The following is a 12,159-nucleotide window of genomic DNA, read 5'->3' as shown; positions in this document are numbered from 1 at the left end:
TAATAGAAGTGCATACAAGTGTATAAGATATTTTTGCTTGAGCGGGAACATCATCGATATGTTTTGTCAGACAGAAGCAAAAACGATTCTGGTGGTCACCACTAGCTCGGAGCTTCGTCAAAGCAAAGAGAGGGAGCGCGTTCAGCACTTCTGTGAAATGGCGAACCGGAAGGGCTGTTGGCCAGCCCCACGCCAAGCAGGATCGGCCACCTCTTCAATCGACGGCCTTGCCCTCAGAATAGGCGGTAGAACAACCTGTAGCGCACACGCTCCATGTAAGCGCGATACTCCGGCTCGGCGGCCAGCAAGGTCTCCTCGCGCAGGATACGATACAGCTGCATATAGGTGATGACCGCATAGACCGCGAGGTTGTGGAAGGAAAAGGCGGACAGCAGATAGAGCACATGGCCGGCAAGGTAGCCGGCATAGATCGGGTGCCGCACAATCCGATAGGCGCCGCCCGTCATCACGCCGCGATTGGCAGGCAGGATGGCAAAGGAGCGGCCAAGCGATATCTTGCCCCAGATGACAAACAACAGCGCGGCGAACTGCAGCGGCGCGGCGAAATAGACCGGAACAAGCGCTATGCCGGGCTGGAGGCTGATCAACGCAACCCCGAAACTGGCGGTCACGGAGACGATGACCGTAAGCGGGTTCCAGTCGCGCGTCACCGGACGCCGCGACAGAAGCAGCCAGGTGAAAGTGAGTATCTCGGAAATCGCCACCAGCGCGGCGTTGACCCGGGTCGGATCCTCCACGAGCTGGGACACACCGCGATAGACGAACAGGCCCGCGCAGGCCAGGGCGCAGAGTCGAAAGAAGCCTTCGCGCACGTCGATCAGTATGTCACGCCTGCGCGCGGCGGAGAAAAATCCGCCCTCATTATTGTGCGAAAACGCTTCACTTTTTGACGTGAGCAACGCAAACACCCCGATGATCCCTCGAAGGGACCATTGCACGCAACCATTGCCGGGGGGTTAACCGGGACGATCGGATCGGCATCAAACGGGGCAACTCCTCCGACAGCATACGGGGGCAGGACGCCCCCGTTTGCCAACCAAAGGAACGGGCCGTCCGCTATGCGTATCCAGTCTCACCCCAAATTCAAATTTACGAAATACTTCGTGAAATCAGGGTGTTGCGTCAGAACCTTACCATCTGCGTCGCGCAAAATGCCGGCTTTGAGGAGATAGTCGCCGATCGCGTTCATCTTGGCCGGATCCATCGTCCCGATGGCGCCGTTCTCCGCGCGCAGATAGTGTCCGTCGATCAACACCTTCAGCGATGCTTCGATCAGTGCCGGATTGGTCAGGGCGTCCTTGTTGGCGGCGATCAGCAGCGCGGCGGCTTCTGCCGGATGATCGACGGTGAACTGATAGCCGCGCCGCGTTGCCTGAATAAAGGCCGACGCCAGTGCCGGGTTTGCCTGGAGATACGCCTCGCTCGACGAGATCAGCGTCGTATGCTCATCGGGCACGCCGTAGTCGGCATAGACGAAACTGCGCTGCTTGATGCCTTTGAGTCCGGCTTCGACGCCCTCCCAGGTCGAGACTTCGAGCGTGAAGTCGATCGAGCCGTTGGCCAGCCCTTCATAGGCGGAGGTGCCGAGCGTCACCGTTTCGAAATTGCCCTTGCCGCCATCATGGCGGATGATGGTCGAGATCAGTGCGTTTTCCCAAGCGCTGCCGAAACCGCCATAGGTTAGGCCGTCAAGGTCCTTCGGACTTTTGATCTCGCTGCGGGCTGCATTGAAGACCACGCGGCCGGTTTCCGACTGCACCACCGCGTAGACGGCCTTCAAGTCCGCCCCGGCGGCCTTCTGGGTGAACAGGCTGATGCTGCCGTTGATGCCGAAATCGGCAACGCGGTTGGCGACCAGAGTGCCGGCGCCGGTGTCGCTATAGGGCAGAATGTCGACCTCGAGGCCTGCCTCCCGATAAAACCCCTTGTCGCGGGCGACGAACAGCCCGATGTGGTTCGTATTGACGGTCCAGTCCAGCGCGACGGTGACTTTTTGCTTCGCGGCGAAGACACGGCTCGCTCCGGCGGTCAGCGAAAGACCGCTGGCAAGGGTGAGCAGCAGGGCCTGCCGGCGTGTCAGGTCAGTCATGGTCATGTCCTTTGGATGGTTGAGGGTTGAGCAAGATGTCGAGGATCTCGGCCTCGAGCGCGCCGGCCTGTTGCGCGGCGGCGGTCGAATCGCGCGGGCGCGGCAAGGGCACGGTGATCTCGCGCAGCACACGGGCCGGGCGCGCCGACAGCACATAGATACGGTCGGACAGGAACACCGCCTCGCGCACATCGTGGGTGATCAGCAGCGCCGTCCAGCGATGGTGCCGCCACATCTGCTCGAGCCAGCGCTGTACGGCCGCACGGGTCAATGCGTCGAGCGCGCCAAACGGCTCGTCGAGCAAAAGCATGTCGCGCTCCTGCACCACCGTGCGCAAAAGCGCCGCGCGCTGGCGCATGCCGCCGGAAAGTTGTGCCGGAAAATGCCGCTCGAAGCCGGCAAGCCCGAACTCGGCAAGCAGCGGCGCGACCCGCGCCCGCGCCGCCTGGCGTCTGACACCCTGCACTTCGAGCCCGAGGGTCGTGTTGTCGAGGATGCGCCGCCACGGCATCAGGGCGTCGCTCTGCGGCATGAATGCGAAATGCCGGCCATGGTCGTCGAGCGGCATGTCGTCGAACAACATCTCGCCTTCGCCATGCTCGGCTCCCGTCAGAAGCTGGAACAGCGTCGACTTGCCGGCACCCGACGGCCCGAGGATCGAGACGAATTCACCGGCACCGACGCTGAGCGAAATGTCGGCGAGCACGTCGAGCCCGCCAAACGCCTTGCGCACATGTCGAAGTTCGAGCCGGCTCATCGCCCCGGCCCCTTCCCTGCCGGCTGACGGACGATCTGTTCCCAAGGCATGGCGAGGCGCTGCAAGAGCGCCGTCAGCCCAAACAGGATCAGCGTGAGCGCGGCACTGACGCCCACCGCGGCCAGCACGAGATCAGGGCGGAAATTATTCTTGGCGTTGAGCATGTAGATGCCCAGGCCCTTGGCCGCACCGGCATATTCGGCGAAGATGGCGCCGACCACGGCATAGGTGATGGAGATCCGCAGGCCGGCGAAGAAATAGGGCAGCGCCGAAGGCAGCCGCGCCAGAACGAAAACACGCCAACGCCCCGCCCCCATGGCGCGCAGCATCTGGCCGATCTCCACCTCGGTTGCCTCGTAGCCCTGCACCAGGGCCACCAGCATCGGGAAGAAGGTTACCAGCGCCACCAGCATGATCTTTGGCGTCAAACCGAAGCCGAACCACAGCACCACCAGGGGCGCGATGGCCACCAGCGGCAAGGTCTGGCTGATGATGAAGACAGGAAACAGCGCACGCCGCAGCGGCTGGAAGAAGTCGACCAGCATCGACAGCGCGAAAGCGGCGCCGAGCGAGCAGGCAAAGCCGATCAGCGTGGCGCGGATGGTGGGAATGGCGTTGCCGATCAGCGCCTCGCGATTGAGCATCGCCTGTTCGAAAACGCGTGACGGCGCCGGCAGTATCGTCGGTTTGATGCCGGAATAATTGGCGTAGAGTTCCCAGGCCACGAGCAGCAACCCGACCGACATCACGGCCGGTGCCGCGTTGGCGAAGAGGACCGCGAGCTGCCGCGGGCGGCTGGATGACGATGAGACCACGAGAGGACACCCTTGACGGCCGCGCGACGAAGGCGCGTTCAGTTCAGACAGCGGTGGGGCTGTTGGCGGAAACCGTGACGTCAAGGGTTACGTGGCCGGCGCCCGGCCCGAAGCGGCAGAAAGCTTCATTCAGCGCCGAAAAGACCGCGCCGGTATCGCCGCGCAGTTTGGTGCAGAAGTTCTTGGAGCGGTCATAGACGCCGGACTGTTTCAGGAAATCGATGCAGCCATAGATCTCGTCCATGTGGTCGCCGGTGCCCATCACATAGAGCGAGAACTGCGCCGCCGCCGGCTGGCCCGTGGCAGCGGCATTGCGCACCGCGGTGATAGCGGCTTCCTTGCGCGGGCCGAGCGGCCCGACAGGCCCGCCAAACGCGTCGGAGCGGCAGATCGGATCGTCCGGCTCGCCAGGACAGCCGCGCGAAATGGCGGCCGACAGCACGCAGTGCTTGCCGCTCCGTGCCGCCGCCACGAACAGGTCGCGCAACGCCGGGAACAATACTTCGGGTGGCCCGACCAGCAAGGTCGAGACATCGTCGGTCTCGATACGGAGCCTGTCCCGGTAGGGGTCGAGCGCGCCCAGCGCGCCCAGGATGACGCCGACGAAATCGTCGGCCATGGGATAAAGGGAAACCTGTGCGCCAGAAAACATCGCCCGCCTCGCTCCGCTGGTATTACCCAGATCAGCTTCTAGGGTCTGTGGGCTTGCCGCCCCCGTCTCAGCCCCGACCGTACGGAGCACCCCTGTGGATGAGCGCGTTAAAGCACCATTCGAAGGCAAGGGGAAGACGTTTTTTCAGCGCACCGGACCAAAAGCGTTGCACCAACTCTCGCCATCAGGTGACGCTGGCGAAGCCGCGCAGCCGGTATTTTATGGGGAACCTTCGCCAAGCCGAGCGGTTGTCCCAACAGTCGCAACGCGACGAGTTCACAGAAATGGAGACAGAACCATGTTCATGAAAATCCTCGCAGCTTCGGCGTTCACCGTTGCGCTCGCCACGTCCGCGATGGCGCAAGGCAATACCGCGAACGGCATGGATGGGTCCGCGGGCAGCGGCCGATCAGTGACCGTAGACCCGAGCACGCCGGCTTCGCCTGATACGGTCGATCCGGCAACGACCAACAGCACGACCGTCGCGCCGGTCGACATGAACTCCAACGCGGATCGCAATTGCCCGACCAGTCCGCAAGGTGCACAGTCCGATGCCAACGGCAATTTGACAGCCCCGACCGTGAACGACAACAACTGCGGCAAGTAAGTGAGTGCCCAAACTGAAAAAGCCGCCGGACATCCGGCGGCTTTTCGATATCATACCCAATGGTGCTTTTGCCAAATCGTCAGGACGCGGCCTTCTCGCGAACCGGCAGCTTCCAGCCCGGCCTGACGAAATGGCAGGTGTAGCCGTTTGGATATTTCTCCAGATAGTCCTGATGCTCGGGCTCGGCCTCCCAGAAGGCACCGGCCGGCGCGATTTCCGTGACGACCTTGCCTGGCCACAATCCCGAGGCATCGACATCGGCAATGGTGTCTTCGGCGACGCGCTTCTGTTCGTCGCTCGTATAGTAGATCGCCGAACGATAGCTCATCCCGACATCATTGCCCTGGCGGTTGCGCGTCGTCGGGTCATGGATCTGGAAAAAGCGCTCCAGTAGCGTGCGATAGCTGATCACGGCCGGATCGAAATTGATCTCGATCGCTTCGGCATGGGTGCCGTGGTTGCGATAGGTGGCGTTGGCTACGTCGCCGCCACTATAGCCGACACGCGTGGAGATGACGCCGGGGTAGCGCCGTATCAGATCCTGCATGCCCCAGAAACAGCCACCGGCAAGCACTGCGCGTTCGGTCGAAGTCGCCATGTCACGTCTCCTCAAAAGGCAATTCCAGCTCATGCGAGGGTTCCCGCCCGGAATTGCACAGACAATAGTGGATTTCCCAATAGATGGGCATTGTCGTCCGCTTCGTCCAGTCGCGTGGAAACAACGCGGTCATGAAAGAACGATATCACGACGTGGTCGGGGATCGAACCGTTTCAGTTGCCGGGATGCAGCGTCGGGCCGTCGACGGGAAGCGCCGGATACAGCGTGCCGGGCGGAATGGCGGCAAAGTTGATTGCCACAGGCGGGGCCGTGCGCGACCAATTGAAAAGAACGGTCTTGACCGGGAGGTTGCCCAGCCACGTCCGCAACTGCGGTGGCACGTCATGCCCTGGCCAAACCATCAGCATGCCGTGGTCGCGCAAGCGCTGCCTCGTGATCCAGGGGGCGAACCGGGTATCGAGGTCGGTAAAGATCGACGGCTTGTCATAGGCATTGAGGCCCGCCAGCATGGCCACCTGGGTATCGCCGCCGACAATGTCGAGCCGGCCGGACGCGGCCGCGTGCCAGACCGCCTCGGCCTCGTCCGCGATCGGCTGCGCCGGCCAGCAAATGGCGTCCATGCGCCCCCGCACATTGCAGCCCGTCCAGCGTAGGGCCGCATAGGCGCCCGACATGGTGACGATGCAGAGGAACGCGCAGATTGCCAGCCTTCGCATCTCGATGGTGCCGAGCCGGTGGCCGAGGAAGGCTAGCACCGTTACACCGACAAGATTGTACATCGGCGCGCCCCAGGACTCGCCGGTGCCAGTGAACAACGAGGCCACCATGATCAGGGTCGCCGGGCCGAGCCCCATCCACACGAGATAGACCAGAATGCTGCGCTCGACGGGCACTTCGGGGGCGGGCGAGCGCCGCAGCAGGCCTGATATGGTCAGCACCAGAAGAAGGCCGGAGAGCCCGGCCATCTGGACACCTATGTAGTAAAGGCGCGCCCGGTTCTCGGTCACCCATTGGTCGCGGGCGGCGAAATAGGTCAGCGGCAGGAAATCGATGCGGTAGAGCGCGATGGCCAGCGGTGTGGCAACGGCGACAAAAACGGCAAGGCCGAGCCATGGCCAGGGCGTCGCCAGCCGGCTGCGCGCGCGTGCGTCACTCAACAGCCAGAGCGCGCCGAAGGCAAGCAGCAAGCCGGTGGAGAACTTGGCATAGAGCCCGACGCCCGACACCAGTCCAAGCGCCAGCCACCAGCCCGGCGCGCCGCCACGCCCGGCACGCCACAGCAGCCAGCAGATGGCCGCCCAGAACGGCATCTGCGCGTAGTCATGATTGAACTGCGGAGTCGGCCAGCCGAAAAAATAGACCGACGGCATCAAAAGCACGGCGGCCAGCGCACGGCTTTGTCCGAGCATGTCGCGAGCCAGCAGATAGACCAGGACGAAGGTCGACGAGATCGTCAGCTGGGCAAGCAGATATTGCGGCCAGCGGAACGATCCGGTCAGAAGATGGCTGGTTTCGAGCAGCCAGCCTGGAAGCTGTGGGTGCTTGTAGGTCAACAGCACCCATTCGCGGCCCCACATGAAACCTTCCACAACATCGCCGGGCGGGGCGGGATCGATCAGTGCGGGCACCACCGTCCAGCACAGGATCTGCACCAGGCACAAAAGCGCCAGCAAATACCAGGGATGGCGGAGCAGGCCGGGCCAGAACGATGACGAGTCGAGGCCGGCGGAAGTCAGCCCCGCCGGCGCCCAACCATCCATGGAATCGTCTATTCCCACCATGCGGCGCTTAAACCACATCGTCCGGTTTGCCGAACAGCCCCCACATCAAAGCTTACGAAAAATTATACTTGCAGGCCATTGCAAGACCATCATTGAGCAGGAATTTCGGCGCCCGTCGCCCTCCCCGGCAGAACAGCCGCCCATTTGATCCTGTCTGAACATCCCGGATATTCGATGCGCCACCAGCATGCCGTCATCCACCATCGCGCGCTCGACTTCTGGCTGGCACGTGCGGCTGTCCTCGTCATCATCTGTCTACAGCTCCTGGTGATCAACGATCTTTCGTTCGGCCCGCGCTGGCTGGCGCCGGCGCTGGAGACCGCCCTGCTCGTGCCCCTGTCCGTCGCCACCGCCTGGACACAGGTCGCCAGCCAGAAAGCGGTCGAGGAGGAGCACTGGTATCTGGTCGGCCGGTTTCGCGTCCTCATCCGCAGGACCGCTTTGGTGATGACCGGCGTCGTCAGCGTCGTGAATTGCGGTTCGCTGGTGTTCCTAGTGCGCGCCTTGCTGGCGGGCCATGCCGGCTCCAGCGGCCAGACGCTGCTGATCGACGCGCTCAACATCTGGGTCACCAATGTCATCGTCTTTGCCTTGTGGTTCTGGAGCACGGACCGCGGCGGGCCGCCGACATGCGGCCTCGTCAATCGCGCCCATTCCGACTTCCTCTTCCCGCAAATGACCTTGAACGACCGTGAGATCCGCGACTGGCTGCCGGGCTTTGTCGACTATTTCTTCCTCGCCTTCACCAATGCGACGGCATTTTCGCCGACCGACACCTTGCCGCTGTCGCAGCGCGCCAAGCTTTTGATGATGGCCGAGTCGATGATATCGCTGCTGACGATCGCACTGGTCGCCGCCCGCGCCGTCAACATCCTCGCCTAGGCCCGGAAACACAAAATAGCCCGCCCGGCAAACCGGAGCGGGCTATCCGATGGTTTGCGCCCGAAGCTGGAGCGCGAGGTGAACGGTCCTCCGCCTCAATCCGCGCCGAGATCGCGTTCGAACACCACCTGGTCGCGCAGCGGAATGCCGTTCACAAGCAAGCCTTCGGGGTAACCGGTCGATGGCCCGAACGCATCCTGCACGATGCGATACATTCGAAAGCCCTGTCTCTGGTAAAATCGCAAATTGCCGATATCGGCCGCAGCGGTCGACACGATCAGGCGCCGGCCGTAGCGCTCGCGGCAGCGGGTAACTGCCGCCGCGACAAGGGCACGCCCCAGCCCCTCGCTCTGTCTCGCCGGACGAACCGCCAGGCTCTTGAGTTCGAAGACACCGCCCTCGCCTGTCTCGATGAGTTGCACGTGGCCGATGATCCTGTTGCCCTCCCGCGCGACCAGCACCTCGCCCTCATCGATATAGCTGGAAACCTGCGTGGGGGAATCGTCGGCAAGGGCAAACAGCGGCAGCAATATCTCGCGGTCCCCGTCATATCGTTCAATCTGCATCCGTAACCCCGGGCTGGATCAACGCCGCCGCGAGTTCGGCAACCTTGCATCGGGATATAGCAGTGGCCGGGCGGACGCCACAAACGCAAAAAAGCCCGCCTCGGCGCTGGCCGAGGCGGGCATTGGCTCGATCGAGCCGTCAGGCGCGAATTCTCGGACGCAAGGCAAGGCCTGAAGCTATCCCATGGTCGGCGCCCCCGCCGCCTGCAGGCCGTCAGCCAAACCAGCCAAACGTAAGGCTAGCCATTAGGACCGCGATCAGGATTGAGAGCGGCACCGCCATGAACAGCCCAGCTTCTAGTAATCGGGTTTCTGTCACTGAACATTAGGCCCTGCCTCAACAAACTTCGCTCAGATAGAAGCTGCGAAGCCTGTTTCCGTTCCGAATACCGGCGACATGCGATCCACGAGCGATTTGGCTTAACGTGGGCCTGGAGAGCGAAATCAGTTCGGTTTCCCCAATGATGCCGGCCATGTATTTTGCAATGATACCGGGGGCCAGCGCATCATTCGATTGGTGCTCGATTGCGTCCAAAGGAGCGAGCAGCTGTCGAAAAGCCCGCCGGCCGGAGCCAGCGCGCCGTGCTCTTCCTTCGTTCGCATGTTTCGCTGACATGAGCAGAGGTGCAAACATCTTCGCCAGTCGGCGCTGCCATCTTCAAGGCCCTGCCGGTCAGGCCCAGTGGCCTTCCGCTGCCAGTCCCCACTAGCAACCAAGCCGCTGGGCCGCAGGCGTGATTTGCGCCAGATATGCGGCATGAAAGGCGCTGAACAGGAGGTGTTGCTCGATGCTCCGGACAGACAATGGCGCGGCGCTCAGACTTTCAGATTTTGTCGATCCTAACGATGCGGTAATTGCCGCAATCGAGCTCTACGGGCCGGAAGCGCAGACCGCGGCGGCGTACTGCGCCATGGAAGCACACTTCGCCGGGCGGCTGGCCGATTTCCGCCTCTGGTGCGAAGTCTTTCGCGTCTTCAAAACCAGATTCCATTGAGAGGCACATATATCGAAGCTACGCAGCCATCAGCGCGTTCTTGGTGTGCAGCCTGTCGGGAAGATCACGAAGCAACCATCAGAATAGGGAAGCCCGCTTCTACGGCCTTTCATTCTTCCGTCGCCGGCTTGAACTTCCGCACGATAATCTCGAACAGAATATCCGAAATCCACATTGCGCAGACGCCGATGAGGAACGCCGCCGCCAGTGTCGTCGTGTCGTCGTCGGCCAGCGGCAGGCCCGTGGCGCGGGAATACTGGACCACCGGCAGCGTCAGATAGGCCGCGGCAAGCGCGCCGCAGATCGGCGAGGCCACCATTTCGCGCAGCTTGTAGCGGTGCCGTGACAATGCGCGCAGGACACCGCCGGCCAGACCGGCGGCGACGACCGGTCCCTTGATGCCGAGTAGGTCGAAGAGATCGTGCATCATTTCATCGCCCCCGCGAAGAGGAAGCCGAAGACCGATACGGCGCCGATACTGGCCAGCCCGGCAAGCAGCATGGCCGCGTCCAGCGGAAGTGCGACGACCGTCATGGCTTCCACCCGCACAGTTTTTCGCCCTTGCGGTTGTGCGCCAGCAGCGCCTTGACTTCGGCATCCGACAGCGCATCGACCGCGGTCGCGGACAGGCGCAGCGGGCCGGACACCGTGCAGAATCCGCCCTTGACCGTGGTACAGCCGGCCATCACGGCCAGCACGGACACAAGCATCAATCCTTTGCCCATGATTTGAGCTCCTTTCGCGCGGTGGCTGCGGGCAGCGCGCCGATATCGTTCTGGACCTGGCCGGCGATGTCGTGTGCCGCGGCCTCGGCGGCGGCCTGCCGGGCACGCTCGCTGCGCTCGCCGGCAAGCCGCTGGCGAACACCCCAGCCGAACGCCGCGAGGATGGCCGCACCGATGCCGAGAAGGGTCGGATTGCCGAGCAGGAATGTCAGAAGCGCGCTCATCGGTTAGGCTCATCCTTGACCAGATAGCCGATGGCAAAGACCGTGATCGGCAGAAGCGTGGCCCATGTTTCGGCGTCGTACCAGGACGGCCAGAAGTTGCGCACGAAGACGCCGCAGACCGACATGGCCGCGGCGGCGATGGTCGCGGCTGTGAGCTTGTTGGTCGGGCGGATGGTCGGTTGGGTGATGGTGGCCATGGTCAGAAGATCCCTTGCAGGGCGACTGCGATGTGATGCCAGGCGGCATAGGCGACGAGCAGGGAGGCGGCGATGACTCCGCCCGCTCTGGCGGCAGCCGGAATCCCGGGACCGCCCGGCGCGGGCGACGCCGGCACGGGCGCGTTGCCGGTTGGCGTGTCAGCTGCGCGAGGCGGCTGGACCGGCTGGGGAACCGGCGCCTGCATCGGAGGCTGTATTGAGGCGGGCACCGTCGCAGCGGCCGACATCAGCAGGGCCTGGCCTCGCACTGACCCGATGCGATCGGACCAGCCGCGCCCGAATGTCGCCCAAGTCGGCAAGCGCCTGAGAAACGCCAGCCGCGCATCGCAAAGCTGATCGATGACGACACCAGCCGGTCTTTTCTTGACGGCCGCAAGCGTCGCTGGGCCGATGCGCCCGTCCTGCGAGACGCCGACGCTTACCTGCAGGTATTTTGCCGCCCTGCCCGGTCCGCTGTTCACCGCGAAATCGAACACGGCATAGTCGACGCCATCAGGCAGTTCAGCGGCGAGCACGGCATCCCAATAGAAGCGCCGATAGACGGTTGCGACCTGGTCGTCCCCGATCCTCTTCAGATCGGCCTTGCCGGCATCGGCCTTCACGTAGCGGCGAAAATTCGCCAGCGTCACGCCCTTCATCGTGGCGCCGCCCGGATCGGCCGGATTGTCCGACCAGCCGCCCTCGGATTTCAGGACGAGCGCAAGCGCCCGCGCGAAGTTGCGGTCCATGGAGGTTCCTTTCCGCCCTCGCGGGCAGGTTGTCTGTTTCGGATTTGGCTGTCGGCCTCGGACGCGGCAGATGCGCCGGCGAAGCAGCCGGGCAGTGACAACTGCCGTATGAAGTCCGGCTGGACCTCAGCGGGCCTGCCGCCGACAATGATGGGCAAACGGGGCGCTTAATCTATTTCGGCATGCCATGGGCAAGAGCCAGCGCCAGCATTCAGCCGAAGGCCTCGCGAACATCCGGGATCAACACCCATGACGGCGTACGGCTGGTGTTGGTTGATGGCGTCTGCGGTGTGCAAGGCGTTACGGAAGACGGGTTAGGCGGCGACGAAGCGGCCATTTCTGGCCGATGGTTGGTTAGGAAGGTTCCGGACACATGACGATAATCAGAAGGCCCGAGAAAGGTGAACTCTTGAAAGGCTATCTCCTTGAGCCATCCGGCCGAAAGTGACCCGTTGGAGGCGACTGCCTTGCTCATGCTTGCGGCTGAGAATTCCCAGCCGTACGCACTCGATGACCAGCGGGCGCACGTGCTCGTCTCGA

The 12,159-nt window shown here is 63.1% G+C and carries 17 protein-coding genes and 1 riboswitch; of the genes, 3 read left to right on the top strand and 14 right to left on the bottom strand.

Features of this window, described 5'->3' with window-relative positions; translation table 11 throughout:
• Positions 1-233 precede the first annotated feature (233 nt).
• The 5 genes from C1D09_RS14835 to C1D09_RS14815 form a co-directional block, all read right to left on the bottom strand.
• Positions 234-929, bottom strand: a complete 696-nt coding sequence (locus tag C1D09_RS14835; RefSeq protein ID WP_143975025.1) for a methyltransferase family protein — start codon at positions 927-929, stop codon at positions 234-236.
• Positions 930-1,093: 164 nt separating this feature from the next.
• Positions 1,094-2,110, bottom strand: a complete 1,017-nt coding sequence (locus C1D09_RS14830) for an ABC transporter substrate-binding protein (RefSeq protein WP_143975024.1) — start codon at positions 2,108-2,110, stop codon at positions 1,094-1,096.
• A complete protein-coding gene (locus C1D09_RS14825) occupies positions 2,103-2,867 on the bottom strand; it encodes an ABC transporter ATP-binding protein (protein ID WP_143975023.1) in 765 nt (254 codons plus the stop codon). The genes C1D09_RS14830 and C1D09_RS14825 overlap by 8 nt, the downstream gene beginning before the upstream one ends.
• Complete coding sequence (locus tag C1D09_RS14820) at positions 2,864-3,613, bottom strand: ABC transporter permease (protein WP_425463420.1); 750 nt, start codon at positions 3,611-3,613, stop codon at positions 2,864-2,866. The genes C1D09_RS14825 and C1D09_RS14820 overlap by 4 nt, the downstream gene beginning before the upstream one ends.
• Positions 3,614-3,725: 112 nt before the next feature.
• Positions 3,726-4,334, bottom strand: coding sequence for a YkoF family thiamine/hydroxymethylpyrimidine-binding protein (locus C1D09_RS14815; protein ID WP_143975022.1), 609 nt, complete (start codon positions 4,332-4,334; stop codon positions 3,726-3,728).
• Positions 4,325-4,438: riboswitch (TPP riboswitch) on the bottom strand. Its footprint overlaps the gene before it by 10 nt.
• Positions 4,439-4,632: 194 nt before the next feature.
• Between C1D09_RS14815 and C1D09_RS14810 the strand changes: the two genes are divergently transcribed.
• Positions 4,633-4,941 carry a hypothetical protein gene (locus C1D09_RS14810; protein ID WP_143975021.1) on the top strand — a complete coding sequence of 103 codons (309 nt, stop codon included), beginning with the start codon at positions 4,633-4,635 and terminating at the stop codon, positions 4,939-4,941.
• Between the two features lie 79 nt (positions 4,942-5,020).
• Here C1D09_RS14810 and msrA read toward each other — a convergent pair whose 3' ends face one another.
• Together msrA and C1D09_RS14800 are read right to left on the bottom strand one after the other, a co-directional pair.
• Entirely contained in the window at positions 5,021-5,539 is a 519-nt protein-coding gene (gene msrA / locus C1D09_RS14805) for a peptide-methionine (S)-S-oxide reductase MsrA (protein ID WP_143975020.1), read from the bottom strand.
• Between the two features lie 173 nt (positions 5,540-5,712).
• The gene (locus tag C1D09_RS14800; protein ID WP_143975027.1) at positions 5,713-7,260 is read right to left on the bottom strand and encodes a glycosyltransferase family 39 protein; all 1,548 of its coding nucleotides are present in this window, start codon (positions 7,258-7,260) and stop codon (positions 5,713-5,715) included.
• Positions 7,261-7,455: 195 nt separating this feature from the next.
• Here C1D09_RS14800 and C1D09_RS14795 point away from each other — a divergent pair, with 195 nt between their 5' ends.
• Positions 7,456-8,163 (top strand): hypothetical protein, encoded by a 708-nt coding sequence (locus tag C1D09_RS14795; RefSeq protein WP_143975019.1) that lies wholly within the window; start codon positions 7,456-7,458, stop codon positions 8,161-8,163.
• 95 nt (positions 8,164-8,258) lie between these two features.
• Here C1D09_RS14795 and C1D09_RS14790 read toward each other — a convergent pair whose 3' ends face one another.
• Complete coding sequence (locus C1D09_RS14790; protein ID WP_143975018.1) at positions 8,259-8,729, bottom strand: GNAT family N-acetyltransferase; 471 nt, start codon at positions 8,727-8,729, stop codon at positions 8,259-8,261.
• Positions 8,730-9,517: 788 nt separating this feature from the next.
• Here C1D09_RS14790 and C1D09_RS14780 point away from each other — a divergent pair.
• Positions 9,518-9,724: a hypothetical protein gene (locus C1D09_RS14780; RefSeq protein WP_143975016.1), complete on the top strand. Its 207-nt coding sequence runs from the start codon at positions 9,518-9,520 to the stop codon at positions 9,722-9,724.
• A 109-nt stretch (positions 9,725-9,833) separates the two neighbouring features.
• Here C1D09_RS14780 and C1D09_RS14775 read toward each other — a convergent pair whose 3' ends face one another.
• The 6 genes from C1D09_RS14775 to C1D09_RS14750 all read right to left on the bottom strand — a co-directional run bounded on the left by C1D09_RS14775 (position 9,834) and on the right by C1D09_RS14750 (position 12,094).
• Positions 9,834-10,151, bottom strand: a complete 318-nt coding sequence (locus tag C1D09_RS14775) for a hypothetical protein (protein WP_143975026.1) — start codon at positions 10,149-10,151, stop codon at positions 9,834-9,836.
• Positions 10,152-10,254: 103 nt separating this feature from the next.
• Positions 10,255-10,449, bottom strand: coding sequence for a hypothetical protein (locus C1D09_RS14770; protein ID WP_143975015.1), 195 nt, complete (start codon positions 10,447-10,449; stop codon positions 10,255-10,257).
• Positions 10,434-10,673 (bottom strand): ABC transporter permease, encoded by a 240-nt coding sequence (locus tag C1D09_RS14765; RefSeq protein WP_143975014.1) that lies wholly within the window; start codon positions 10,671-10,673, stop codon positions 10,434-10,436. The genes C1D09_RS14770 and C1D09_RS14765 overlap by 16 nt, the downstream gene beginning before the upstream one ends.
• Complete coding sequence (locus tag C1D09_RS14760) at positions 10,670-10,870, bottom strand: hypothetical protein (RefSeq protein ID WP_143975013.1); 201 nt, start codon at positions 10,868-10,870, stop codon at positions 10,670-10,672. The genes C1D09_RS14765 and C1D09_RS14760 overlap by 4 nt, the downstream gene beginning before the upstream one ends.
• Before the next feature lie 2 nt (positions 10,871-10,872).
• Positions 10,873-11,619, bottom strand: coding sequence for a glycoside hydrolase family 108 protein (locus C1D09_RS14755; RefSeq protein WP_143975012.1), 747 nt, complete (start codon positions 11,617-11,619; stop codon positions 10,873-10,875).
• Between the two features lie 211 nt (positions 11,620-11,830).
• Entirely contained in the window at positions 11,831-12,094 is a 264-nt protein-coding gene (locus C1D09_RS14750) for a hypothetical protein (RefSeq protein ID WP_143975011.1), read from the bottom strand.
• Between the last annotated feature and the right edge of the window lie 65 nt (positions 12,095-12,159).

Origin of the sequence: Mesorhizobium intechi, assembly GCF_002879535.1 — a bacterium.
Taxonomy (GTDB): Bacteria; Pseudomonadota; Alphaproteobacteria; order Rhizobiales; family Rhizobiaceae; genus Mesorhizobium; species Mesorhizobium intechi.
The sequence above is the reverse complement of the archived record's forward strand: the minus strand, read 5'-3'. Positions and strand labels throughout refer to the sequence as shown.

Bases quoted from the DNA above. Each gene is read 5' to 3' on its own strand.
- C1D09_RS14830 (WP_143975024.1), bottom strand. From the start codon at position 2,110: ATGACTGACCTGACACGCCGGCAGGCCCTGCTGCTCACCCTTGCCAGC.
- C1D09_RS14825 (WP_143975023.1), bottom strand. From the start codon at position 2,867: ATGAGCCGGCTCGAACTTCGACATGTGCGCAAGGCGTTTGGCGGGCTC.
- C1D09_RS14820 (WP_425463420.1), bottom strand. From the start codon at position 3,613: ATGTCGGTCGGGTTGCTGCTCGTGGCCTGGGAACTCTACGCCAATTAT.
- C1D09_RS14815 (WP_143975022.1), bottom strand. From the start codon at position 4,334: ATGTTTTCTGGCGCACAGGTTTCCCTTTATCCCATGGCCGACGATTTC.
- C1D09_RS14810 (WP_143975021.1), top strand. From the start codon at position 4,633: ATGTTCATGAAAATCCTCGCAGCTTCGGCGTTCACCGTTGCGCTCGCC.
- msrA (WP_143975020.1), bottom strand. From the start codon at position 5,539: ATGGCGACTTCGACCGAACGCGCAGTGCTTGCCGGTGGCTGTTTCTGG.
- C1D09_RS14800 (WP_143975027.1), bottom strand. From the start codon at position 7,260: ATGGATGGTTGGGCGCCGGCGGGGCTGACTTCCGCCGGCCTCGACTCG.
- C1D09_RS14795 (WP_143975019.1), top strand. From the start codon at position 7,456: ATGCGCCACCAGCATGCCGTCATCCACCATCGCGCGCTCGACTTCTGG.
- C1D09_RS14790 (WP_143975018.1), bottom strand. From the start codon at position 8,729: ATGCAGATTGAACGATATGACGGGGACCGCGAGATATTGCTGCCGCTG.
- C1D09_RS14780 (WP_143975016.1), top strand. From the start codon at position 9,518: ATGCTCCGGACAGACAATGGCGCGGCGCTCAGACTTTCAGATTTTGTC.
- C1D09_RS14775 (WP_143975026.1), bottom strand. From the start codon at position 10,151: ATGCACGATCTCTTCGACCTACTCGGCATCAAGGGACCGGTCGTCGCC.
- C1D09_RS14770 (WP_143975015.1), bottom strand. From the start codon at position 10,449: ATGGGCAAAGGATTGATGCTTGTGTCCGTGCTGGCCGTGATGGCCGGC.
- C1D09_RS14765 (WP_143975014.1), bottom strand. From the start codon at position 10,673: ATGAGCGCGCTTCTGACATTCCTGCTCGGCAATCCGACCCTTCTCGGC.
- C1D09_RS14760 (WP_143975013.1), bottom strand. From the start codon at position 10,870: ATGGCCACCATCACCCAACCGACCATCCGCCCGACCAACAAGCTCACA.
- C1D09_RS14755 (WP_143975012.1), bottom strand. From the start codon at position 11,619: ATGGACCGCAACTTCGCGCGGGCGCTTGCGCTCGTCCTGAAATCCGAG.
- C1D09_RS14750 (WP_143975011.1), bottom strand. From the start codon at position 12,094: ATGAGCAAGGCAGTCGCCTCCAACGGGTCACTTTCGGCCGGATGGCTC.